General features: G+C 66.6%; 21 protein-coding genes. 14 read left to right on the top strand and 7 right to left on the bottom strand.

Annotated elements, in window-relative coordinates; translation table 11 throughout:
- The first annotated feature begins 3 nt into the window (after positions 1 to 3).
- From EF294_RS07045 to EF294_RS07025, 5 genes are all read left to right on the top strand, one after another.
- Positions 4 to 1,986: an ATP-binding protein gene (locus tag EF294_RS07045; RefSeq protein WP_123927339.1), complete on the top strand. Its 1,983-nt coding sequence runs from the start codon at positions 4 to 6 to the stop codon at positions 1,984 to 1,986.
- A complete protein-coding gene (locus tag EF294_RS07040) occupies positions 1,983 to 2,747 on the top strand; it encodes an enoyl-CoA hydratase/isomerase family protein (RefSeq protein ID WP_123927335.1) in 765 nt (254 codons plus the stop codon). The genes EF294_RS07045 and EF294_RS07040 overlap by 4 nt, the downstream gene beginning before the upstream one ends.
- Positions 2,744 to 3,598 carry a TIGR03084 family metal-binding protein gene (locus EF294_RS07035; protein WP_123927331.1) on the top strand — a complete coding sequence of 285 codons (855 nt, stop codon included), beginning with the start codon at positions 2,744 to 2,746 and terminating at the stop codon, positions 3,596 to 3,598. Before EF294_RS07040 ends, EF294_RS07035 begins: the two co-directional genes overlap by 4 nt.
- A complete protein-coding gene (locus EF294_RS07030; protein WP_123927328.1) occupies positions 3,595 to 5,388 on the top strand; it encodes an acyclic terpene utilization AtuA family protein in 1,794 nt (597 codons plus the stop codon). Before EF294_RS07035 ends, EF294_RS07030 begins: the two co-directional genes overlap by 4 nt.
- 63 nt (positions 5,389 to 5,451) lie before the next feature.
- Entirely contained in the window at positions 5,452 to 6,048 is a 597-nt protein-coding gene (locus EF294_RS07025) for a TetR/AcrR family transcriptional regulator (RefSeq protein ID WP_185090968.1), read from the top strand.
- Between the two features lie 41 nt (positions 6,049 to 6,089).
- Here the strand turns inward: EF294_RS07025 and crtI are convergent, their stop codons facing one another.
- From crtI to EF294_RS07005, 4 genes are all read right to left on the bottom strand, one after another.
- Positions 6,090 to 7,664: a phytoene desaturase family protein gene (gene crtI, locus EF294_RS07020; protein ID WP_123927322.1), complete on the bottom strand. Its 1,575-nt coding sequence runs from the start codon at positions 7,662 to 7,664 to the stop codon at positions 6,090 to 6,092.
- Positions 7,661 to 8,584 (bottom strand): phytoene/squalene synthase family protein, encoded by a 924-nt coding sequence (locus tag EF294_RS07015; RefSeq protein ID WP_123927319.1) that lies wholly within the window; start codon positions 8,582 to 8,584, stop codon positions 7,661 to 7,663. The genes crtI and EF294_RS07015 overlap by 4 nt, the downstream gene beginning before the upstream one ends.
- The gene (gene idi, locus EF294_RS07010) at positions 8,581 to 9,138 is read right to left on the bottom strand and encodes an isopentenyl-diphosphate Delta-isomerase (protein ID WP_123927316.1); all 558 of its coding nucleotides are present in this window, start codon (positions 9,136 to 9,138) and stop codon (positions 8,581 to 8,583) included. Before idi ends, EF294_RS07015 begins: the two co-directional genes overlap by 4 nt.
- A 126-nt stretch (positions 9,139 to 9,264) precedes the next feature.
- A complete protein-coding gene (locus EF294_RS07005) occupies positions 9,265 to 9,444 on the bottom strand; it encodes a hypothetical protein (protein ID WP_123927313.1) in 180 nt (59 codons plus the stop codon).
- A 67-nt stretch (positions 9,445 to 9,511) separates the two neighbouring features.
- Between EF294_RS07005 and EF294_RS07000 the strand changes: the two genes are divergently transcribed.
- A complete protein-coding gene (locus EF294_RS07000; protein ID WP_484103579.1) occupies positions 9,512 to 10,819 on the top strand; it encodes a competence/damage-inducible protein A in 1,308 nt (435 codons plus the stop codon).
- A 53-nt stretch (positions 10,820 to 10,872) separates the two neighbouring features.
- Here the strand turns inward: EF294_RS07000 and EF294_RS06995 are convergent, their stop codons facing one another.
- Both EF294_RS06995 and EF294_RS06990 read right to left on the bottom strand, forming a co-directional pair.
- Positions 10,873 to 11,916, bottom strand: coding sequence for an NAD(P)H-dependent flavin oxidoreductase (locus tag EF294_RS06995; protein ID WP_123927306.1), 1,044 nt, complete (start codon positions 11,914 to 11,916; stop codon positions 10,873 to 10,875).
- Positions 11,917 to 11,918: 2 nt separating this feature from the next.
- Complete coding sequence (locus EF294_RS06990; RefSeq protein WP_123927303.1) at positions 11,919 to 12,896, bottom strand: GlxA family transcriptional regulator; 978 nt, start codon at positions 12,894 to 12,896, stop codon at positions 11,919 to 11,921.
- Between the two features lie 82 nt (positions 12,897 to 12,978).
- On the opposite strand from EF294_RS06990, the gene EF294_RS06985 reads away from it, so the two are divergent.
- The 3 genes from EF294_RS06985 (at position 12,979) to EF294_RS06975 (ending at position 16,896) form a co-directional block, all read left to right on the top strand.
- Positions 12,979 to 13,200 carry a hypothetical protein gene (locus tag EF294_RS06985; RefSeq protein WP_123927300.1) on the top strand — a complete coding sequence of 74 codons (222 nt, stop codon included), beginning with the start codon at positions 12,979 to 12,981 and terminating at the stop codon, positions 13,198 to 13,200.
- Between the two features lie 339 nt (positions 13,201 to 13,539).
- Positions 13,540 to 15,660: an RNA polymerase recycling motor ATPase HelR gene (gene helR, locus EF294_RS06980; protein WP_281275988.1), complete on the top strand. Its 2,121-nt coding sequence runs from the start codon at positions 13,540 to 13,542 to the stop codon at positions 15,658 to 15,660.
- Positions 15,661 to 15,735: 75 nt separating this feature from the next.
- A complete protein-coding gene (locus EF294_RS06975; protein ID WP_185090967.1) occupies positions 15,736 to 16,896 on the top strand; it encodes an acyl-CoA dehydrogenase family protein in 1,161 nt (386 codons plus the stop codon).
- A gap of 203 nt (positions 16,897 to 17,099) precedes the next feature.
- Here EF294_RS06975 and EF294_RS06970 read toward each other — a convergent pair whose 3' ends face one another.
- Positions 17,100 to 17,570: a winged helix-turn-helix transcriptional regulator gene (locus tag EF294_RS06970; protein ID WP_123927294.1), complete on the bottom strand. Its 471-nt coding sequence runs from the start codon at positions 17,568 to 17,570 to the stop codon at positions 17,100 to 17,102.
- Between the two features lie 112 nt (positions 17,571 to 17,682).
- Between EF294_RS06970 and EF294_RS06965 the strand changes: the two genes are divergently transcribed.
- The 5 genes from EF294_RS06965 to EF294_RS06940 all read left to right on the top strand — a co-directional run bounded on the left by EF294_RS06965 (position 17,683) and on the right by EF294_RS06940 (position 23,101).
- Entirely contained in the window at positions 17,683 to 19,098 is a 1,416-nt protein-coding gene (locus EF294_RS06965; protein WP_123927291.1) for an MFS transporter, read from the top strand.
- 136 nt (positions 19,099 to 19,234) lie between these two features.
- Positions 19,235 to 20,020: an alpha/beta fold hydrolase gene (locus EF294_RS06960; protein WP_123927288.1), complete on the top strand. Its 786-nt coding sequence runs from the start codon at positions 19,235 to 19,237 to the stop codon at positions 20,018 to 20,020.
- 10 nt (positions 20,021 to 20,030) lie between these two features.
- Positions 20,031 to 20,918 carry an LLM class flavin-dependent oxidoreductase gene (locus EF294_RS06955; protein WP_123927285.1) on the top strand — a complete coding sequence of 296 codons (888 nt, stop codon included), beginning with the start codon at positions 20,031 to 20,033 and terminating at the stop codon, positions 20,916 to 20,918.
- Positions 20,919 to 20,924: 6 nt separating this feature from the next.
- Complete coding sequence (locus tag EF294_RS06950) at positions 20,925 to 21,755, top strand: SDR family oxidoreductase (RefSeq protein WP_185090966.1); 831 nt, start codon at positions 20,925 to 20,927, stop codon at positions 21,753 to 21,755.
- A 569-nt stretch (positions 21,756 to 22,324) separates the two neighbouring features.
- Positions 22,325 to 23,101 carry a crotonase/enoyl-CoA hydratase family protein gene (locus EF294_RS06940; protein WP_123927278.1) on the top strand — a complete coding sequence of 259 codons (777 nt, stop codon included), beginning with the start codon at positions 22,325 to 22,327 and terminating at the stop codon, positions 23,099 to 23,101.
- The last annotated feature ends 315 nt before the right edge of the window (positions 23,102 to 23,416 follow it).

The raw sequence follows: 23,416 nt of genomic DNA, 5'->3' as shown, positions 1-23,416 counted from the left end.
ACCGTGATCACCAAGATCCTCGTCGCCAACCGCGGCGAGATCGCGCGCCGGGTCTTCCGTACCTGCCGCGACATGGGTGTCTACACCGTGGCCGTCTATTCCGACCCCGATGCCGATGCCCTGTTCGTGCTCGAGGCCGACGAAGCCGTGCCGCTCGGCGGCACGACGCCCGCCGAGTCATACCTGCGCGCCGACCTGGTGCTGGCCGCAGCGCAGCGAGTCGGTGCCGACGCCATCCACCCCGGATACGGATTCCTCTCGGAGAATGCACAATTCGCCGAGCAGTGCACCGAAGCCGGTATCGTGTTCATCGGTCCGGGTATCAGGGCCATCGAACTCATGGGCTCCAAGCTCACCGCCCGCGACCTCATGAAGGACGCCGGGGTGCCGGTGCTGCCGGGCTGCGACCTGACCGGGGTCGCCGACGCCGACATCCCCGCGCTGGCCGACGAGGTGGGCTGGCCGATACTGGTCAAGGCCAGCTTCGGTGGCGGTGGACGCGGAATGCGTATCGTCCGCGACCATGCCGCGCTCATCGACGCCATCGCCTCCGCGAGGCGCGAGGCGGATGCCGCCTTCGGCAATGACACCGTCTTCCTCGAGCATTACCTCGACGAACCGCGCCACATCGAGATCCAGATCTTCGGTGATACGCACGGCACCATCGTTCACCTCAACGAACGTGAGTGCTCGATCCAACGTCGTCACCAAAAGATTGTGGAGGAATCCCCATCCCCCGCAGTCAGTCCCGAGTTGCGCGCCACCATGGGTGCGGCGGCTGTCCAAGCGGGAAGAACGCTGGAATACGTCGGCGCGGGCACCGTCGAGTTCCTCCTGGCCCCCGACGGTCGGTTCTACTTCCTCGAAGTCAACACCCGCCTGCAGGTAGAGCATCCGGTCACCGAGCTGGTCACCGGACTCGACCTGGTGCGGCTGCAGATCGACGTCGCCAATGGCGCCCCGCTGCCATCGGCGGCGACCGCCCCGACCATCACCGGGCACGCGATCGAGGCGCGTATCTACGCCGAGGACGCCGCCAACGGCTTCCTGCCTGCGGCCGGCCATCTCGATCTGTTCGAGATCGCCATGGAACCCGGTATCCGGCTCGACACCGGTGTGCGGTCCGGCGATGTGGTCTCCACCAACTACGATCCGATGCTGGCCAAGGTCATCGCCTACGGTGCCACCCGCGCGGAGGCAACCACACGTCTGGCACGTGCCCTGCAACGCAGCAGGATTCAGGGGGTAACCACCAATCTCAATCTGCTCGTGGGTGTTCTGCGCAGCGACGAGTTCGCCGCCGGCGACATCGACACCCACTATCTGGACCGCAGCGACATCCCAGACCTGATCGGACGGCCCGACGCCGCCACGGTGCGGGCTGCCGCTCTGGCCGCCGCACTCGCCGACCAGTCCGAGCAGCGGGCCCAGGCGCGAGCGTTGGCCGGAATCGCCTCGGGTTTCCGAAACAATCTCGCCCAGTTGCAGTCTCGCGAATATCTTGTCGGCGATGAGGTGGTGCGTGTCGGCTACGGTCTCGGCGTCGCCCCGCGGTTCGAGGTGGATGGCCAGCCGGTAAACGCGCAGGTGCTGACGATGACACCCACCGACGTCGACATCGTGACCGATGGGGTGCGTCGTCGATTCACCATGTCGACCGGCCACAACTCCCGCCTGGTGACGTGGGCATCGGGCAGCATCGAGTTCGTCGACGTGCCCCGATTCCCGGACTCCACCGAGGCAATCACCCCGGGGTCGCTCGTCGCTCCCATGCCAGGCACCGTCTCACGTGTGCAGGTCGCTGTGGGCGACGAAGTCGCCGCAGGCACTGTTGTACTCGTCCTCGAAGCCATGAAGATGGAGCATTCCATTGTGGCCGAAACCGATTCGGTGGTCAGCGAGATCCCCGTCTCGGTGGGCCGCTCCGTGGAAACCGGAACCGTCCTGATCGTGCTTGAGGACAACTCCGAGGTGCAAGGCCAATGACCGACGAGGTTCTCTACAACGTCGAAGGCGGCGCCGCGTGGATCACGATCAATCGCCCGGAGGCGCGCAACGCGCTGAACAGGGCGGTGCGTGAAGGTCTCAAGACGGCCTTCGTCTCTGCCGAGGCCAACCCCGAGGTGTCGGTGGTGGTGCTCACCGGCGCCGGCGACAAGGCATTCTGCGCCGGCGGCGATCTCAAGGAGATGGCCGACGTGTCGCTGACGGTCCCGCCGCCGGACTATGTGCCGCAACCTAATCGGACGGTACCGATGACCAAGCCTGTCATTGCGGCAGTCAACGGTGGAGCCTACGGTGGCGGCTTCTTGCTGGCGCAGTCGGCCGACCTGGTGATCGCGGTGGAGAACGCGAGGTTCGGCATCTCCGAGATCAAGATCGGCCGGGGCGCGCCCTGGGCCGCGCCGCTGCCGTGGCTGCTCCCGCCACGTATCGCCATGCAGATGCTGGTCACCGGCGATCCGTTGACAGCCCAGCGGGCCTATGAGGTCGGCCTGGTCAACGAGGTGGTCCCGTACGACAAGCTGATGACGCGCACAAGAGAATGGGTTTCGCGCATCGCCGCAAACGCACCGCTGTCGGTACGTGCGGGCAAAGCCACGGTCTACGCTGCGGCGCGCCACCACCGAGACGACGCCTTCGACGCCGCCGAGGCCATCTGGACACCCGTGTATCTCAGCGAAGACGCGCAAGAGGGACCGCGCGCATTCGCCGAGAAGCGCACCCCCGTCTGGCGGGGACGATGAGCCGCACAGAGGTGGTGGCCGGACTCGTCGCGGATCTGAGCGCCGAAGCCGCTGCGCTGCAGGAGATTCTCGCGACCCTCGACGATGCCGACTGGGACATCGACACTGCGGCCGTGGGCTGGACCATCCGCGACCAGATCGCCCACCTCGCCCACTTCGACAGCATCACCCGACTCGCCATCGCCGATCCGGTGGCATTCGAGTCCTTGCGTGACGACGACGTGGACGATCTGCAGAGCTACGTCGACGAGGTCGGCGCCCGTTATGCGGATAGGACCGGCACCGAGATGCTGCAGTGGTGGCGCTCGGAGAGCGCCGAGCTGACCGCGGCGATGCTCGCCGCCGATCCCGCCCAGCGCGTCCCCTGGTTTGGGCCGGCGATGAGTCTGCCCTCGAAGATCACCGCCCGCATCATGGAGACCTGGGCACACGGTCAGGACGTCGCCGATGCCCTCGGCGTCGTCCGCGAGCCCACCGATCGCCTGCAGAACGTCTGCCGCATCGGTGTGCTTGCCCTCCCCAACAGTTTCCGTACTCGCGGACTCGACGTGCCGACCGTCCCGGTGTTCGTCGAACTCACCGCACCCGACAGTCGGTCGGTGTGGCAGTGGGGCGACCCGGCAGCAACAGACTCGGTCCGCGGATCGGCCCTCGACTTCTGCCTTGTGGTCACCCAACGGCGCCATCGCGACGACACCGCCCTGGAGATCTCTGGTGCGGTCGCAGATCAATGGATGACCATCGCCCAGGCCTTTGCCGGACCGGCCGGCCAAGGCCGTGACCCCGGTCAGTTCGCACCCCCAGCCGCGGATCAGGGCACCCCCAACAACGATCGGCCAGGAGCATTATGACGACCGCGCACGCACGCCGGCCCCCCGTCCGCATCGGCAACATCTCCGGTTTCTACGGTGACCGTCTCGCCGCCTTCCGGGAGATGATCGACGGCGGCCCCGTCGATGTCGTGACGGGTGACTACCTGGCCGAACTCACGATGCTGATCTTGTGGAAGGCCCAGCAGAAGAATCCGACAACCGGCTACGCGCGAACTTTTGTGACCCAGGCGCGCGATGTCTTGCGGGACTGCGCCGAGCGCGGCATCAAGATCGTGGTCAACGCCGGTGGGCTCAATCCCGCGGGCCTGGCCGATGAATTGGAGAAACTCATCGCCGATCTCGGCGTCGACATGTCCGTCGCCTACATCGAGGGTGACGACGTGCTGCCCCGGCTGGCCGAATTACAGTCCGCCGGACACGAATTCCGGCACCTGGACAAGGGCATCCCGCTCGCCGACGCGGGCGTGCACCCGGTGTCGGCGAATGCTTACCTCGGTGGGTGGGGCATTGCCAGCGCGCTGGCGCAAGGGGCCGACATCGTGATCTGCCCACGCGTTACCGACGCCTCGCTGGTGGTCGGAACGTGCGCGTGGTGGCACAAGTGGAACCGTGACGACTTCGACGCGCTCGCCGGCGCCGTGTTGGCCGGCCACATCATCGAATGCGGACCGCAGGCCACCGGCGGGAACTACTCACAGATCCACGAGATCACTGACCGCCGCTATCCCGGATTCCCCATCGCCGAGGTCGCGCACGACGGATCGGCCGTCATCACCAAACATCCCGGTACCGGCGGCCTGGTCTCGCCGGGCACCGTGACCGCACAGGTGCTCTACGAGATCGACCACCCCCACTACCTCAACCCCGACGTGGTGGCACACTTCGACACCGCGCAGATCACCCAGGAAGCCGAACACCGGGTTCGCGTTTCGGGTGTCCGTGGCACGGCGCCGGGAACCCAACTGAAAGTCGCCATGAACTATGTCGGCGGCTTCCGCAACACGATGACCTTGGTACTCACCGGCCTGGACATCGAGGAGAAGGCGGCCTGGGCGACCGAGGAAATGCTGGAGATCCTCGGTGGCGCAGATGCCTTCGACGACATCGATATTCAACTACTGCGCTACGACTCACCCGATCCCGACACTGCCGCCCGTGCCAGCGCGCATCTACGTGTCACGGTGAAGGACGGTGACCGCAAGAAGGTCGACCGCGCGTTCTCGAACTCGCTGATGGAACTCGCACTCGGTGGTTATGCGGGATTCCACACCACAACGCCACCATCCTCGGCCACCGAATTCGGCGTGTACTGGCCGTGTCTGGTGGAAGCCGAGGAGATCACCCACACAGTGGTCCATGCCGACGGGCACCGCGAGGTCATTCCGCATACGCCCGGCGTCGCCGAACCGCGAACGTCCGGTTGTACGGAAGAGATAGTGGCCCAGCAGGATTGGGGTCCAACGCAGCGCAGACCTATCGGGCGCGTCATCGCCGCCCGCTCGGGAGACAAGGGGGGCAGGGCGAATGTGGGCGTGTGGACCGACACCGACGAGCGATGGGAGTGGTTGTGCGACCATCTCACCGTCGAGCGTCTGGTGGAACTCATTCCCGAGGCCGCGGGACTGACCGTCACCAGGTATGAGCTCGCCAACTTGCGTGCCCTCAATTTCGTCATCGACGGGTTTCTCGGCGACGGCGTGGCCTCATCGGTGCGCCCGGATGCGCAGGCCAAGGGCCTTGGTGAATACCTCCGCGCACGCCACACCGACATTCCCGCCCGTTTGTTGGACCCAATGGTGAGTGATTGAATGATCACTACTGTCCACTCACCAACCAGGACGGAGAGCGAACGAGGGAAGGAGACGGCGCGGTTGTCAGCACCACATGGCACCAAGCGCGCCAAACGCGTGCGCGACCCCGAACGCGGGCTCAAGATCCTCAGCGCCGCTGCTACCCTCTTCGCGGACAGGGGTTTTCACGCTGTCAGTCTTGGTGAGATCGGCTCCGCATCCGGCATCGTCGGATCGGGTATCTACCGGCATTTCGACAACAAGTACGCCGTGCTCGTCGCTCTGCTCGACAAGGCGATCAGCGATCTACTCGACGAGGCCGAGCAGATCGCTGATGCCGGTCTCTCCAGCAGCGACATCCTTACCCGCCTCGTCCATCAACAAATCAACTTCTGCATCGACCGCCGCCTTGAGGTGCAGCTCTACCGCCAGGAGATCAGCAGCCTCAACCCCGAGGATGCCCGTCGGCTCAAGCGAATGCAGCGGCGCTACAACGAGGAGTGGATTGCCACTCTCCTCGAGACCCGCCCGGAACTCGACGAGGCGAATGCGCGCGCGATGGTCTACAGCGCGATCGGTGCCATACAGTCGATCGTCAACTTCGACAGCGGGCTGCCGCGCGAGGCGCTCGTCCATCGGATGGACAAGATCGCGCGGGCGTGCCTGTTCGTTGCGTAGCGCGCTGAGGCGCACGCGCGACGAGACGCATTCCGACGCAGTCAGACAGAGGGACCGGTGGAATGGTCGCCGCGCAGGCGCTTGCGGATCAGTTCGGCGCTGATGAGGCACATGGGCAGTCCGATGCCGGGGCGAGTCGAGCCACCGGCATAGTAGAGTCCGTCCACCTTGCGTGATCGGTTGGTGGCGCGCAGAAAGGCACTCTGGCGCAACGTGTGCGCGGGGCCGAGCGCACCACCGGACCACGAGTTGACGTCGACCGCGAAATCGCCCGGCCCCATCGTGCGGCGTACGACGATCCGATCCGCGAGGTCCTCGATGCCTGCCCAGTCGGCGACGAGGCCGATGGCGCGGTCGGCGGTCTGCTCGATCACCCGATCGCCTGCGCCGTCGACACCGCCACGGCCCAGTGACGGGTCGGGCGGTATGGGTACCAGGATGAACAAATTCTCGTACTCGCTCGGCGCCACCGAATCGTCGGTCGCCGACGGCCGACACACATACAGCGATGCGGGCTCGGGGACGCGGGTGGGTTCGGTGAAGATGGCATCGAAGTTCGCGTGCCAGTCCTGGGTGAAGAACAGCGAGTGGTGCGCGAGTTGCGGAAGCCGCCCACGCACCCCGAGGAAGACCAGCACTGCACCGGGCCCCGACGTCCGGCGGTCCCACCACCGTTGCGGGAATGTCTGCAACCTTCTTGGCAGCAAGCGAGTCTCGAGGTGGTGTAGATCGGCCGCGCCGATCACGATGTCGGCAGGCCACACGTTCTCGGTACCGTCCGCACCGGTCGCCCGCACACCGGTAACCGTTGCCCGCCTCCCGATCGGTCCGCGACCCGAATCGCGGGTACAGATCTCGGTCGCCGTCACCCCGGTGTGCAGGCGCGCGCCATGATCGACGGCGACGCCGACGAGCGCGTCGACGAATCGGGTGAAACCCCCTTGCGGGTATCGGACCCCGTCGTCGAGATCCAGCCAGCTCATCAGGTGATACATCGCGGGCGCACGCTCGGGCGACGCCCCGAGGAACACTGCCGGGTAGCCGAGGATCTGCCGTAGCCTCCGGTCACGAAAGTGCCTGGCGATGAACGACTCCAGGCTCTCGGTGAGCAGTCGCGCCAACCGGGGGAGACGGCGTAGCAGTTCGGTGGCGGTGAACGCCCGGGCCGAGGAGAAGCTGGTGTAAAGGAATCGTCGAACGGCCACGTCGTAGGTGTCGCGTGCCGACTCCAGGTATTCGTCGAATCGCACGCCCGCACCGGGTTCGGTGCGCTCGAACAACTCCCGGTTACGAACACGATCACCGGAGATCTCCAATGGATCCGGCTCGCCTTCGAAGAACACCCGATATCCGGGTTCGAGTCGGGTGAGCTCCAGTTGCTCAGCCGTCGACGTCCCCAGCAACGCGAAGAAGTGATCAAAGACCTGCGGCATCAGCCACCACGACGGTCCGGTGTCGAAGCGGAATCCGTCCTTCTCCCAACTCCCGGCCCGCCCACCAGGATTGGCGTTCTTCTCGATGATGTCGACGTCGTGCCCGTCGGCGGCCAACAATGCAGCAGTGGCCAGTCCGGCCACACCGCCGCCAATGACGACGACCTTCTTCGGTGTAGTCACCGGTTCGACACCCCTTCCGCTCGTGGATATCCGCGGCGCACCGCAGCCGCCGCAGCGATACGTGCCTTCACCGGTCCGGGCACCCGTACGCGCGCGGTCACCGCGTCCTCCGGTGCCACGGTGCGCAGACGCGCCGACAACTCGGCGAACAAATCGTGGGCGGTACATACCGCGACCCGTGCCGCAACGGGCAGTTCGGGAATGATGAGCGCCGCGGCGGCCAGGTCGTCGTCGATGTCGTCGAGCCACCTCTGCCACGCCGCATCGCTCGGGGCTTGCGGGTCGAGACCGGTGAGATAGCGTCGGCCGAGTTCACCGTCATCGACTCCGAGGTCGCGCAAGAAGTTGACCTTCTGGAACGCGGCCCCAAGACGTTGCGCTCCCGGTGCCATCGCCTCATAGCCGGCGTCAGGGTCGGGTTCTTCGACGAGAAATGCCCGCAGACACATCAACCCGACGACCTCCGCCGACCCATAGATGTAGGTGGCCAGACTGTCGTCGTCGTGTTCTCGACAGGTCAAGTCGGTGCGCATCGACGCGAAGAACGGCGCTGTCAGCGAGTCGTCGACGCCGACCCGGCGGGCCGTGCGGGCGAAGGCGTGGACCACCAGATTGGTACTCGACCCGCTGTCCATCGCCGCGAGGGTGTCCGCCTCGAGCTGATCGAGTGCGACCCGCCTGCTGTCGACGTCCTGGCCGGGTCGCGGGGCGTCGACGATCTCGTCGGCCACGCGAACCAACGCATAGATGTTGCGTACATCACGCCGGATCCGACCGGCCAGCAGCCGGGAGGCGAGGCCGAACGACGACGAATACGAGCGGATCACCAGGTCGGCACTGGCCTCGGCGACCTCGTCGTAGCGCACATACTGACTGGTGGTCGCGGGCGATCGGCGCGAAGCCATCGGGCGCGGGCTCATAGCGTCTCCCGCTCCGGCACAGCGTAGGGATGGGCACCGAGCTCATGCACCTGTTCGACGAACCACGGGCTGAGCAGCCACGGGGTGCGTCGCGCCGCCGACCACACGTCGTCGACGTCGGTCCATGCGACGTCCATCACCTCGTCGGGATTGGGGCGCAGTGGACCGGTCGGTCGCGCGACGAACACCGGGCACACCTCGTTCTCCACCACACCACTGGCATCGACGGCCCGATAGCGGAAATCGGGCAGGACGCAGCGCACATCGGTGACGTCGACGCCCAATTCCCGCTGGGCGTAACGGTCCACAGCGTCCACGGCTCTCTCGCCCGGACGGGGGTGCCCGCAGTAGGAGTTGGTCCACACACCCGGCCAGGTCTTCTTCGTCAGCGCCCGCCGAGTCATCAGCAACCGGCCGGCCTCGACGAGGTGGCAGGAGAAGGCAAAGTGGAGCGGGGTGGAGGTGGTGTGCACCGATGTCCGGTCGGCGGTACCGCATGGCGTGCCGTCGGGCTCGACGAGTACCACCAGGTCCTCAGCCAGGTCCTCGGTCATGCGCGGTCTACTCCTCGTTGGTCGGTCAGGCCACGATCGGCCCGGCGTGCCTCCAGACAACAGCACTTCGACGCCGATGCGAACTTGGATGGGCCCAACCCTCGCAGCCCTGTGACCGGGTGGCTCTCAGTCCCGGCGCCTTGGCGGCATCAACTGTTCGGTCTTGTCCTGGATCCATCCGGGCGGCCGCAGGATCTCGGCCCACAAGTTCGAGTTGGTGAAGTAGGCAATCCGGATTCTGATCGGCATCGGCAACTCGGTGATGGAGAACAGCCCGAACCGTCGGAGGAACTCGTCGAAGAGCAAGTAGGTCTCCTGCGGCAACTACCACTGGCGTCACAGCCCACGACCCCGCCGCACTATGCTCGACTTCGTGAACGTGCGTGCGGGAATCGTGGTCACCGGGACCGAGGTCCTCACCGGTCGAATCTCTGACGCCAACGGCCCGTGGGTGGCCCGACGCCTGCTCGGCCTCGGCGTCGACGTCGCCCACATCACCATCTGCGGCGACCGCCCGGACGATCTGACCGCGCAGTTGCACTTCCTCGCCGCGTCCGGGGTGGACCTCATCGTGACCACCGGAGGTCTCGGCCCGACGGCCGACGACCTCACCGTGGAGACGGTAGCCCAGTTCTGCCGACGCCCGCTGCATCTCGACGCGGAGTTGGAAACCCATATCGCGCAAATTATCTCGCGCTGGCAGCAGCAGCGCAGTGAGCCGACGGCAGAGTCGTCGCAGGCTGGTACCCGCAAGCAGGCGATGATTCCTCAAGGGGCACAACCGATCCCCCCGGTCGGCACTGCGCCGGGTATCGCGATACCCGCGGTCACTGAGGACGCCCACCGCACACCAGCGATCCTCGTCCTGCCGGGTCCGCCACGCGAGTTGCAGGCAATGTGGGACACGGCAATCGGTATCGAACCGATCGCGGCGGCGATCGCCGGCCGGGGCGACTTCCGCGAACAGACGATCCGTGCCTTGGGGCTCTCGGAGTCCGAACTGGCCGCCACCCTGCGCACCATCGAGCCCGGGATCGACGGCGTCGACGAGTTGGAGGTCACCACCTGCCTGCGTCGAGGCGAAGTGGAAATCGTGACTCGCTATCCGATCGACGCCCAAGCCGCCTACGATGCCCTCGCCGGCGGGTTGCTCGAACACCATCGGACACAGATTTTTTCGGTCGACGGCTCCAGCATCGACGACCTCGTAGCCACGGCACTGCAAGGCCGCAGCGTCGCCACGGCGGAGTCGTGCACCGGTGGCCTGATCGCGGCGCGCCTCACCGACCGCGCCGGGTCCTCGGGCTACGTGATGGGCGGGGTCATTTCCTACTCCAACGATGCCAAGACCGCAATGCTGGACGTCCCAGCTGAATTGATCGCCGAACACGGCGCCGTGAGTGAGCCCGTCGCCGCGGCGATGGCGCAGGGCGCGGTGGGCCGCTTCGCTGTCGACATCGCCGTGTCGACCAGTGGGATAGCCGGCCCGGGGGGCGGAACCCCCGGCAAACCGGTCGGCACCGTCTGCTTCGGTATTGCACTGGCCGGTACGGCACCGCGAACACGGACGCTACACCTCCCCGGTGACCGCGCCGCGGTGCGCGAGCGGGCGGTGACCATCGCCATGCATATGCTGTACCGCGCGCTACGCTCCGATCGTCGGGCCGACGGCCTCGGCTGACGGCGGTCTCGAGGTGCGTAGGAGTGCCAGCGACGAAGCCTCGAGAACGCCTGCTAGGGCGCTGATTCCGGACCACCGTGAGCGTCCGACCACAACTCCGCGATGATGTCGGTCGCCGACCCGCCGCGGATGGAGGCGAATGAGGTTCCGGCCCAGAGGTTCACGTCCTGGCGCTCACCTGCGGCAACTGCTGCCTTACGAAGCGGGCTTGTCAGATGGTGGACGGCAGGGTACTCGGCCGGGACGAGCGCGTCATGGGTATCGACGAAGCTGTTACGCAAGGCTCGCGCCGGACGGCCCGAGAATGCGCGCGTGACAACGGTCTCCGCCGATGGCGGGCACCGCAAAGCGGTGCGGTGCACCCCGTTGGTCCCTGCCTCGTCGGAGTCCAGGAGCGCGGTCCCGATCTGCACGGCCACCGCCCCCGATGCGAGCACCGCTCCGACAGCTTCGCCGTCGCCCACACCTCCGGCGGCGATGACCGGAATATCCACCCTGGACACCACGTCTCGGGCCAGATCCACCGTCGGCGTGTCGTTCGGCACCGCATCGAGATCCAGGGTGCCCCGATGCCCGCCCGCCTCGGTTCCCTGCACGCACAGCAGGTCGACACCGACGGCCACCGCGCGATCGGCGTCGTCAACGCTCGCCACGGTCGCGATCACCGTGATTCCGGCATCGTGCAGCCGTTGAATGGTGTCGACCGACGGAAGTCCAAAGGTGAACGACACCAACCCAACCCGTCTCTCGATGACGAGATCGATCTTCGCACCGAAATGGTCGTCGTCGGCGTCGACGATGACCGGCAGAGGCACACCGTAGCGCTCGGCCACCGGAGCCAGCGCATCCCGGTAGCGTTGCACGGCACCACGATCACGGATCGGTGGTCCCGGCGTGAAGATGTTGACGCCGAACGGTATTCCCACCTCGCCGACCTCGGTGATCTCCGATTCCAGGAGCTCGGGCGACTTGTATCCCGCGGCCAGAAAGCCGATCCCGCCGGCGTGCGCGGCCGCAATCACCAGACCCGGCGTCGACGGACCACCCGCCATCGGGGCCGCGATGATCGGCAACTCGAGATCCCGAAGATCGAACATGCTCACTCCTGTCCCACCGCATGGTCGGTGATACCGCCGGCGAATCGTCTGCGATAGACGACCGGCGCCACCCCCACAGTCGTCGTGAAGTGGTGGCGCAGCAACGTCGCCGATGCGAATCCCGACAACCGGGCCACTTCCTCCACCGACAACTCAGTCGATTCCAGCAGGTTCTTGGCGTGCAGGACGCGCTGTTCGGTGAGCCACCGACGTGGCGGAATGCCGACCTCATCGACGAATCTACGCGCGAAAGTTCGTCCCGACATGTGCATTCGAGCAGCGAGGGCATCGACGGAGATGTCGCTGTCGAGGTGCGTGACCATCCAGTCCAGTAGCTCGCCGAAGCCCTCGTCGGCGCACGTGGGCATGGGCGCATCGATGAACTGCCGTTGCCCGCCGTCGCGGTGTGGGGGGACCACCATTCGGCGGGCAATGCGATTGGCGACGGTCGATCCCCAGTCCTCGCGGACGAGGTGCAGCGCGGCGTCGATACCCGCGGCGGTACCCGCACTGGTGGTGATCGGGCCGTCGTCGACGAAGAGGACGTCGGTGTCGACCTCGGCTTCGGGGAACATCCGCGCGAGCTTGTCGCCATAGCGCCAATGCGTGGTGGCGCGTCGCCCGTCGAGAAGTCCGGCAGCGCCGGCAGTGAATGCTCCGGAGCAGACCGTCAGCACCCGGCCACCGCGGTCGACCACCGTACGCAAGGTGTCGAGGATCTCCTGCGGATACTCACCGGACGTACTGCCCCCGGGAATCGCAACGAGGTCGACGTCGAGGCAATCGTCGAGCGTGTACGGCGCGGCAATCGTCACGCCGCCATCAACCTGCAGGGCAGCATGCGGAGTCGGTGAGGCGACGCGGAAGTCGAAGGCGGGGACGCCGTCGTCGGTGCGATCGAGTCCGAACACCTCGTGCAGCACCCCGAACTCGAAGAGTGCGACGCGCCCGTAGAGCAGAACGGCAACGGAATTCAACACCCCACCAGTCTGGCAGATAATTTGCGAAGCGTGTCACTTCCGCCACTGGTGGCCGGAAACTTGTGGGCGCAGTGTTTCTGTCATGACCACACTCATCGTTGTCCTCGCCATACTCGTCGTCGTCCCGACCGTCGTCATCATCTACCGCGTTCACCGTAAAGTCGATGATGCACAACCCATTCCGCTGGGGCTCCTCGCCGGTCTCGTGGTCGGCGACAATCGGTCCTGGAAGCACGGACCGGACTCCGGCCGCATCGCCGCGGAACTACGCGTGCTACATCTGCAGCGGAGGGACTCGGCCTAGGGTGTGTCGCCCAATTCTTCTGCGAGGGATTGGCGCGAACGATTGCGTTCTGGCAAGGCGGAGGAGGAAGCGATAGCGGCAGCCATCGTGACCGACGACAACGCGGCCAGGGCGCAATCGGGCCGCCAATCCCTCGCAAAGGGAATTGGGAGACACACCCTAGTTGCTTCGACCGGATCGTTGACAACATCGCGGTCGGGTCCCGCGATCCCGCTTCTCGCGCAGGCTGCGCGACCCTGATCGCCGGGCGGGATCTGACGATGGAACGACCTCTCGCCTTCCCCTTTCACTGTAACCCGCCGGTGGGGGCTTGCCGCAAGGCCCCACCTCGGTTTCACAATGGCGCCCATGGTTTTTCGCGCCTCGTACGATCCCGCCGTCATCGGTGACGACGATCGGCATTTCGCCGTCATCACCGCCCACCTCACCCACACCATCGCCGACCTCACCGCACGCCTCGACGCACTACGTCTCACCGACGGCGGTGGCGGCCGCCGCGCACTGGACCGTGACCTGGAAATCCACGAGACGAATCGACGGCTCCGCGTGTTGCGTCGGTACCGCCAGGATCTGTGCCTCGGACGTACCGTGCGCACCGATGGCGCCATCAGCTACATCGGCCGCATCGGGATGACCGATGGTCGTGGCGAACAATTACTGGTCGACTGGCGCACCCCGGCGGCCGCATCGTTCTTCGCCGCCACCCACGCCAATCCCCAGGGGTTGGCGAGTCGGCGGCGGTACCGATGGAGTCATGGACAGGTCGTCGACTTCTGGGACGAATCATTCGACGGTGAGGTCGCACATCTGGCCCTCGACGACGATTCGGCGTTCCTCGCCGTCCTCGACGCCTCCCGCGAGCCGCGTATGCGAGATGTGTTGGGCACCATCGCCGCCGACCAGGACGCCATCATCCGGGCCGACAGTCACGGTGCCCTCGTCGTCGACGGTGGCCCCGGCACCGGAAAGACCGTGGTCGCGCTGCATCGTGCGGCGTATCTGCTCTACGCCGACCCGCGGCTGGCGGGAGATCGCGGGCAACTACTGGTCGTGGGTCCTCACGAGGAATACCTTGGCTACATTTCCGACGTCCTGCCCAGCCTCGGGGAGGACGGCGTCCGCACCTGCACCCTGCACGATCTCGTGCCCGAAGGTGATGGTGCGACAAACGAATCCGATCCCGTCGTCGCCGCACTCAAGGACGGCCTCGATCCGATTGCCCTGATCGAGCGGGCCGTCGCATTCTACGAACAACCGCCCGCGAGCACCCTGGAAGTCGAGACCCCTTGGGGCGAAGTGGAACTCACCGCCGTGGAATGGGCCGAGGCCTTCAGTGCCCCCGAGTCCGGCGCCAGCCATCATGAGGCACGCGAACAGGTGTGGGATGCACTCACCGACATCATCGCCGCCGCTCTCGATACTCGTGATCTGCCCCAGCTCCGTCGAGCGTTGGTCGGCAACGACGACCTCGTCTCCGCATACACCACAGCATGGCCGACTCTCGACGCTCCCACCCTGGTCGGCGATTTGTGGTCGGTGCCGGCGTACTTGCGTCTGGCCGCACCGCAGCTGAGCGCCGCCGCGGTCCGAACCCTGTACCGGGCAGACCCGACCGCGTGGACCACCTCGGATATCCCGTTCCTCGATGCGGCGCGGCGTCGGCTCGGCGATCCCGGCTTCTCCCGACGCCGACGCCGGCGTGAGGCTATGTTGGCAGCCGGTCGAGACGCGATGGATCGCGTTGTCGACGACCTCCTCGCCGCGCATAGCTTCGACGACGGCGAGGGTCTCGCGCCGATGCTGCGCGGCGAGGATCTGCGGGACTCACTGGTCGACGACTCCGATCCGCCTGTCGCCGACCATGATCCGTTGGCCGGGCCGTTCGCCCACATCATCGTCGACGAGGCGCAGGAGCTGACCGACGCGCAGTGGTCGATGCTCGTGGCACGCTGCCCGTCTCGCAGCGTCACCGTGGTCGGCGACCGCGCCCAGTCGCGGCGCGGATTCACCGAAACCTGGCCGGACCGATTGCGCCGGGTCGGATTCGGCGAGGTCCGTGTCGCCGGTCTGTCGATCAACTACCGCACGCCCGAGGAGATCATGGCGCAGGCCGCGCCGGTGATCACCGCAGCGATACCCGACGCGAATGTCCCGACCTCCATCCGGAGCACCGGCAGAGAGGTCGGCCACGGCACCGTCGCCGACCTCGCTGCGATCCTCGACGAGTGGGAGCGGACCCATCCCGAGGGGGTCGCTTGCGTCATCGGCGATCCGAGCAGCCTGCCCGCCCCGATCCACCGCCCGCGTGTGCGGACGCTCGCGCCCGAGCGCGTCAAGGGTCTCGAGTTCGACCTGGTGGTTCTCGTCGCGCCGGATCGCTTCGGTGCCGGCATCACCGGCGCCGTCGACCGCTACGTCGCAATGACCCGCGCCACCCGGCAGCTGGTGATCCTCTCCTGAGCGGACCGACGCCAAGCTTGCGCATCTCTCAATTTTCCATAGAATATTTTTTACAGAGTTGAGAGGAACACTGCCATGGCCATCAAGCTGTCCGTCGAGGAAGAAGCCATCGTCAAGACCGTTCGCGACTTCGTGGACAAGCAGGTGCGTCCGGTGGTGCGTGAACTCGAGCACGCCAACACCTACCCCGAAGAGCTCATCGAAACGATGAAGGAGATCGGAATCTACGGTCTCGCCATCCCCGAGCCCTACGGCTTCGCGCAGGTGTCGATGCCCTGTTATGCGCAGGTCACCGAGGAGTTGGCCCGCGGCTGGATGAGCCTGGCCGGGGCGATGGGCGGGCACACCGTCGTCGCGAAGCTGCTGCTCACCTTCGGCACCGAGCAGCAGAAGCAGAAGTATCTGCCACGCATGGCCAGCGGCGAGCTGCGCGCGACGATGGCGCTCACCGAGCCGGGCGGGGGCTCGGACCTGCAGAACATGCGGACCGTCGCGGCCAAGGAAGGTGACGAGTACGTCATCAACGGGTCCAAGACGTGGATCAGCAACGCCCGCAAGTCCGGGCTCGTCGCATTACTGTGCAAGACCGATCCCGCCGCGCAGCCCGCCCACACCGGCGTCTCGATCCTGCTGGTCGAGAAGGTGCCCGGATTCACCGTCTCCAAGGATCTACCCAAGCTCGGATACAAGGGCGTGGAGAGTTGCGAACTCAACTTCGACGGCGCCCGCGTTCCCGTCGACGCCGTGCTCGGTGGCGTGGAGGGCAAGGGCTTCGCTCAGATGATGAAGGGTCTCGAAACCGGCCGCATTCAGGTGGCCGCCCGTGCGACCGGCGTGGCGCGCGCCGCCTTCGACGACGCCCTGCAGTATGCACAGGACCGAGAGAGCTTCGGCCAGCCGATCTGGAAGCACCAGGCCGTCGGCAACATGCTCGCCACGATGGGCACCAAGCTCGCCGCCGCCCGCAGCCTGCTGCTCGACGCCGCCGAACGCGTCGACACCGGCAAGCGCGCCGATATGGAGGCTGGTATGGCCAAACTGTTCTGCTCGGAAACGGCGATGGAAATCGCCCTCGACGCGGTGCGCATCCACGGCGGATACGGCTACTCCACCGAGTACGACGTCGAACGGTATTTCCGCGACGCGCCGCTGATGATCGTCGGCGAGGGGACCAATGAGATCCAGCAGAACGTCATCGCCAAGCAGCTCGTCAAACGAGGTGGGTTGGATCTCTGAGCGTCGGGTTCGCGCGCCACACTCGACACCGACGAGCGCACGCCAATCGAGATCGCGCAGATCGTCAAGCTCCGCACGGTGACCTTCAACCAGGGTGACAAACCCGTTCAGACGTCCGTGGGCAACATCGTGGTCCCGACCCGCAACGGATCACCGGCGGCCGAGGCTCCCGCCTGACTGCGGCCGGCTGGACGTCGGATTGCTCACGCCGGCAGCGGGGCATTCGCGCCGGCGCCCGGCCCTCGGCGCACTGTCACCGACCCCCGATCAACGTGCTCACCACACTCTGAGCACACCGGCTCGAGCGTCGTCGTGTGACCGCAGCCGGTGTGCACGAGCTCGACCGGAGCGCCGTCGGGTGCCGACCACTTGTCGCCCCATTGACGCAGGGCGTTGATCACCGTCCACAGGTCGCGGCCTTTGTCGGTCAGCCGGTAGTCGTAGCGAACCGGATTGTCCTGGTAGGGATCCCGGACCAGGATTCCGTGCTCGACGAGAGTGTCGAGTCGCTGGGTGAGCACGTTGCGAGCGATACCCAGCCGGGTCGAGAAGGCGTCGAAGCGCGTCACCCCGAACAGTGCGTCGCGGATGATGAGTAGCGTCCACCACTCGCCGACGACCTCGAGGGTCTGCGCGACCGAACAATTCATTCCGGAGAAGCTGGCGCGGCGCATGCGTCGAGTCTAGTGGGTTGCGTCAGGCAACTCAATCTGCTTTCCTAGGTTTCGTCATACAACTCACCGGGCGCTGGTTCTCGCGCCCGGATTCGCGAATCGAGGATCGACAATGACCGACGTGGCTCATGCCCAGGAACCCAGCGCGACGTCGGTCCCTCGGCGTCCGGCATTGATCCTGGCGTTGCTGTCGCTTGCAGCGTTCATGGCGAGCCTGGATGTGTTCATCGTGAACGTGGCGTTCGACGACATCGGACGCGACTTTCACGGCGTCTCCCTGTCGGAACTGTCGTGGGTGCTCAACGCCTACACCATCCTCTACGCGGCGCTGCTCGTACCCGCCGGCCGGATCGCCGACCGCTACGGACGCAAGGCGGGCTTCTTGATCGGCGTCACGATCTTCACACTCGCCAGCGCGGCATGCGCTGCCGCCGAGGGTATTTGGTGGTTGGTGACCTTTCGGACCCTGCAGGCCGTCGGTGCCGCGATCCTGACCCCGGCCAGCCTCGGGCTCGTCGTCGCCGCCATGCCGACGGAGATCCGTGCGCGGTCGGTGCGGATCTGGGCCGCAACCGGCGCAGTGGCCGCGGCACTCGGACCGGCCGTCGGTGGTGTGCTGGTGGAGGCGTCCTGGCGGTGGGTCTTCCTCGTCAACCTGCCCGTGGGCGTGCTCGCGCTCGTTGGGGGCGCGATGTTGCTCCCACGATCGCGCAACGAGGCCGCCGATCACCTACCGGATCTGCTCGGCGCCGGCCTGCTCGCGATCACCATCGGCGCGTTGACTCTCGGCCTCGTCGAGGGACCGACCTGGGGATGGACCGACAACCGGATTCTGCTGGCGTGGGCCGTCACCGTCATCGGACTGATCGGTTTCCTGGTCAGTTCGGCACGACACCGAGAACCGGTGATCGACCCGAATCTGTTGCGTGTGCGCGCATTCTCCTTCGCCAACATCACCGCCGTGCTCTTCTCCATCCCGTTCGCCGGTGCGCTGCTCGCGAACATCCTGTGGATGCAGCAGGTGTGGGGGTACTCGGCGATCAAGACCGGATTCGCGGTCTCGCCCGGACCACTGATGGTCCCGATCTTCGCCGCCGTCGGCCACCGGCTCACCGCCCGGATTCCGGTCGGTGCGGTCATCGCTGCCGGATGTGCACTGTTCGGCCTCGGTGGTCTGCTGATCTCGCTGTCGATCTCGTCCACACCCGCCTACGCGACGGCACTACTGCCGGGCTGGCTGATCGGCGGAGTCGGGGTGGGCCTGGCGCTGCCGGCGATCCTGTCCTCGGCAACCGCGGATCTGCCTGCCACACAATCGGCGACGGGCAGCGCCGTGGTCAACATGAGTCGCCAGATCGGGATGGCGTTGGGTGTGAGCGTCCTGGTCGCCATCATCGGCAGTCCCGTCGGCTACGACGCCGTACATGCGGTCTTCCAGCACGCGTGGTGGACACTGGCCGTGGTCGCAGCAGCGGGTGCGATCACGGCACTCGGAATGACGCCTCGCCAGGGCGGCTCTGAGGCGTAGCGGGTAGAGCCATCCGAGAAATCTTCCCGCCGCGGGCGGTGACCGGGCGACGAACCTCGAGACCGCCGACGCCGACGCAGTAAGGGCGCAATACGGCGGGTGGGGTGCCGCGGGCAACGCCACTAGGCTCACCCACGTGCCCGCCGCCGAGTATCACGAGATCGCCCGCACCCGAGACCGGGTGCGGCTGGCGGTGCAGGTGCGCGGGTCCGGCCCGACGCTGCTACTCCTGCCCGGGCAGGCCAACAATCACCACTGGTGGGATCGCACGCGCGGCGACTTCGACGCCCACCACACCACGGTCACCTTCGACTACCGCGGGACCGGCGCAAGCGGTTCCGGTGGCGAACGCTACAGCACGCAATTGTTCGCCGAAGATGCTCTGGCGGTGATGGATTCGCTCGCCATCGACAAGTTCGCGGTGTATGGCACGTCGATGGGCGGTCGTGCCGCGCAGTTCCTGGCGGCATCGGCACCACGTCGAGCGCGGCGGCTGGTCCTCGGATGCACCACACCCGGTGGGGTTCATGCCGTCGAACGAGACGAGTCGGTGCGTCGTGCCCTGGCCGGTCCGGACGCAACCGCGGCGCTGTTGGACTACATGTATTCGCCGCAGTGGCGTGCCGCCAACCCCGGCCCATATCACGTACTCGGCGATCCGGACATGTCCGACTCCAACCGGCGGGCACACCTGCTGGCGAGCAATCGACACGATGCGTGGGCGGTCCTGCCCGACATCACGAGTCCCACCCTGATCCTGCACGGCACCGATGACCTGATGGCGCCGGTGGCCAACGCCGAGATACTCCGCGAGCGCATCCCCGACGCTCGCGCACACATCCTCGACGGCGCCCGACACGCCTACTTCGACGAATACCGTTCGCAGACAGTGCCTCTCGTCCTAGACTTCATGACCGGCTAGTCTGGGCGCCATGCGTTTCGGTATCTGCATCCTGCCCGATCTGACCTGGCGAGAGTCGCGGTCCCGGTGGCAACGTGCCGAGGAGATGGGCTTCGACCACGCCTGGACCTACGATCACCTGGTTTGGGGTGGTCTGCCCGACTCCCGCTGGTTCTCCTGCATCCCGACGCTGACCGCCGCCGCGACCGTCACCCGACACATCGACCTCGGTGCGTTCGTCGTCTCCCCCAACTTCCGCCATCCGGTCGCGTTCAGTCGCGAAGTCGCTACCCTGGTCGACATCTCCGACGGCCGTTTCCTGCTCGGCCTCGGCGCCGGCGGCACCCCCGACGACACCGTCCTCGGGGGCGACCGCCTCCCACCCAAGCAACGCGTCGACCGCCTGCAGGAGTTCACCCTTTTGCTCGACCGCACCCTTCGTGACGATCACGTCGATGCCGACGGGCAGTATTACCGCGCCCGTGACATGCGACTGGTCGGCGATCCGGTGCGGCCGCGCGTGCCATTCCTGTTGGCGGGCAACGGTCCCCGATCAGTGCGCTTCGCCGCACGTCACGGCGACGGCTGGATCACCACCGGCACCCAGTCGGAGACCGTCGACGACTGGTTCGACGGCGTCCGCGCGAGCTGCGATGTGCTCACCGAGACACTCGGCAAGGACGGGATCACCGAGGAGTTCCCCCGCTATCTGAGCCTCGACGCCTCGCCACGCAACGCCCTGGAGAGCGTCGGCCTCTTCGACGAAATGGTCGGCCGCGCTGCGGCTTTGGGATTCACCGACGTCATTGTGCACTGGCCGAGATCCGCGGAGCCCTACCTGGCTGCCGACCACGTCCTCGACGAGGTTGCCGCCCGACTGCAACCCGGGAGTACCGGCGCCGTCGATGTGACAGACTGATTGGTCATGAGCAAGGGCACACCGATAGCGGGCAAGGTCATCGCCATCACCGGCGGCGCAGCGGGTATCGGACGCGAGATCGCCCGGCACCTCGCCGACACTGGGGCACGGGTGGCCATCGGCGATCGCGACCTTGCCGGTGCACGTGTCACGGCGAGTGAGATACCGGGCGAGGCACACGCTTTCGCGCTCGATGTCACCAGTACCGAGTCTTTCACGGCGTTTCTCAATGCGGTCGAGTCGTCCGTCGGACCGATCGACGTCCTGGTGAACAACGCCGGGGTCATGTGGGTCGGCCCCTTCGACGCCGAGACCGACGCGGCGGCCGACGCCATGCTGGCGGTCAACTTGCACGGCGTGATCCGCGGGGTGCGGCTCACCGCACCGCGCATGCGCCACCGCGGACACGGCCACATCGTCACGATCGCTTCTGCCGCTTCCAAACTCGCACCTCCCGGCGAGGCGACATATGCTGCGAGCAAGCACGGCGTGCTCGGCTACCTGACCGCGGTCCGTGAGGAGCTCCGCGGCTCCGGGGTTCTCCTGACCGCCGTCATGCCGACCGTCGTCGACACCCCACTCGCCGCGGGCACCGCGACCGGTTCGGCAGCCATGCTGCAGCCGGCCGATGTCGCCGCCGCCGTCGTCGCGGCGATCGAGAAGCCACGCTTCGAGGTGACCCTGCCGCCCTTCGTGGGCCCCGCGGTGCGGGCGGCAGGGCTGCTCCCGCAGGCGATCCGAGATCTGTTGATGCGCCGGATGGTGCCCAACCAAGTTGCTGCGGTTCATAATTCAACAACACGGGCCGAGTATGAGTCCAGGGCTCTGGGCGACTAGACGCAGATCGTCGGTGCCGGCCGGGAATCTCAGAACGGTCACCATGAGGACGGGATGACGAAGCCGATCGGTACCGTGCCCGCCAGATGCGTGCGCGGTTGAGAGAGCCAATAACACGGCGGGTCGTCCGTCGATGTGCTGGCCGCGCCACGTGCCGAGCCCCCGACCAGGCAATACGACATGCCGCGGGCTCGGTGCGACCACGAGCGTGCCGGCGGTCTCCGAGCGCACTGCGATCTCCCGTTGTGTGCGCTGGTCGGCGCAGATGGGCACCGCCGATCTCGTCGCCGAGCCTCGCACGTTCCTGGGCGCGTGGGGGAAGGCGATGCTCGCCGCCACCGCCGTCACCCATGTGCCGCTACCAACGACCGGACCACGCAAGCCGGTCCGCACCGACTCCGCACGGCGCACCGCGCACGGTGCACGGCGCACGGCGCACGGCGCACGGCGACGATCACCCATCCGATGCGCCACATCGTCGGTTCCTCCGTCATCGACCGGCGATTACGGTGGAACGTGCCGGTCACGCTCGACCCGCGCTGTTCTCACCGTCGCGAAAGGTCTCCCATATGCATTCACCGCTGGACATCGCCACCACCGGGGCGACCCAGATCTGGACGATCAACAAGCCCGAGGTCGGCAACGCGATCACCGACGTGGAGTTCGTCGAGGCCTTCGAGGCGGCGGTCGACGCCGCCAACACCAACCTCGACATCAGGGCAATCATCCTGACCGGGGCGGGCACAATCTTCTCCGCAGGCGGCAACGTCAAGGAGATGGCCGACCGAACGGGCATGTTCGGCGTCGATGAGCGAGCTCAGCGACGTGCCTACGTAGCGGGCATCCAACGTCTGCCGCGTGCCCTGGCTCACCTCGAGGTGCCGATCATCGCCGCGGTCAACGGTGCGGCGGTCGGCGCGGGCTGCGACCTGGCGATGATGTGCGATATCCGGATCGCCTCCGAGCGCGCGTCCTTCGCCGAGAGCTTCGTCCAGGTGGGCCTGATTCCCGGCGACGGCGGAACGTGGTTCCTGCCGCGTGCCGTCGGATATGAGCGGGCCGCGGAGATGACGTTCACCGGCGACCGCGTGGATGCCGCCACGGCGGCCGAGTGGGGCATGGTGAGCCGCGTGGTCGGCCCTGACGATCTTCTCGACGAGGCCCGTTCGCTCGCTGAACGCATCACCAAGAACCCGCCCGAGGCGCTGCGGATGGCCAAACGGCTGCTCCAGGAATCACGCACCAGCCCCTTGGAATCGGTCCTCGGCATGGCCGCGGCGATGCAACCCCTGGCCCATCTCTCACCCGAGCACACCGAACGGGTAGCGAAGTGGCGCTCCCGCTGACAACCCCCGTGCTCGGCGGGCGTCCTGGTGCCGCCCGAGGCCCGGCTGGCCGCTCCCGAGGTCACCTCCGCCCTGATAGATTCCGGTGTCACGGTGCTGATCCGCTCCCAGGGGCGTTGTCGGACGTGGCGAAAACCGCTGCGGCCGAGGCCGTGGCGCCGTTGTTCCACACGGCCGCATTGAATTTCCGCTCGCTGCCATCCTGCTGAAAGGCGGCACCGTGGTGAATCGAGGACGGCTTCGGGTCGGGTGCTGCGGGGCATCGCCGAGCGCAACGTGACCGACGGTGTCCGGTGCCCACCGCTCGGGGAGTGA

Origin of the sequence: Gordonia oryzae, assembly GCF_003797185.1 — a bacterium.
GTDB lineage: Bacteria > Actinomycetota > Actinomycetes > Mycobacteriales > Mycobacteriaceae > Gordonia > Gordonia oryzae.
The sequence above is the reverse complement of the archived record's forward strand: the minus strand, read 5'-3'. Positions and strand labels throughout refer to the sequence as shown.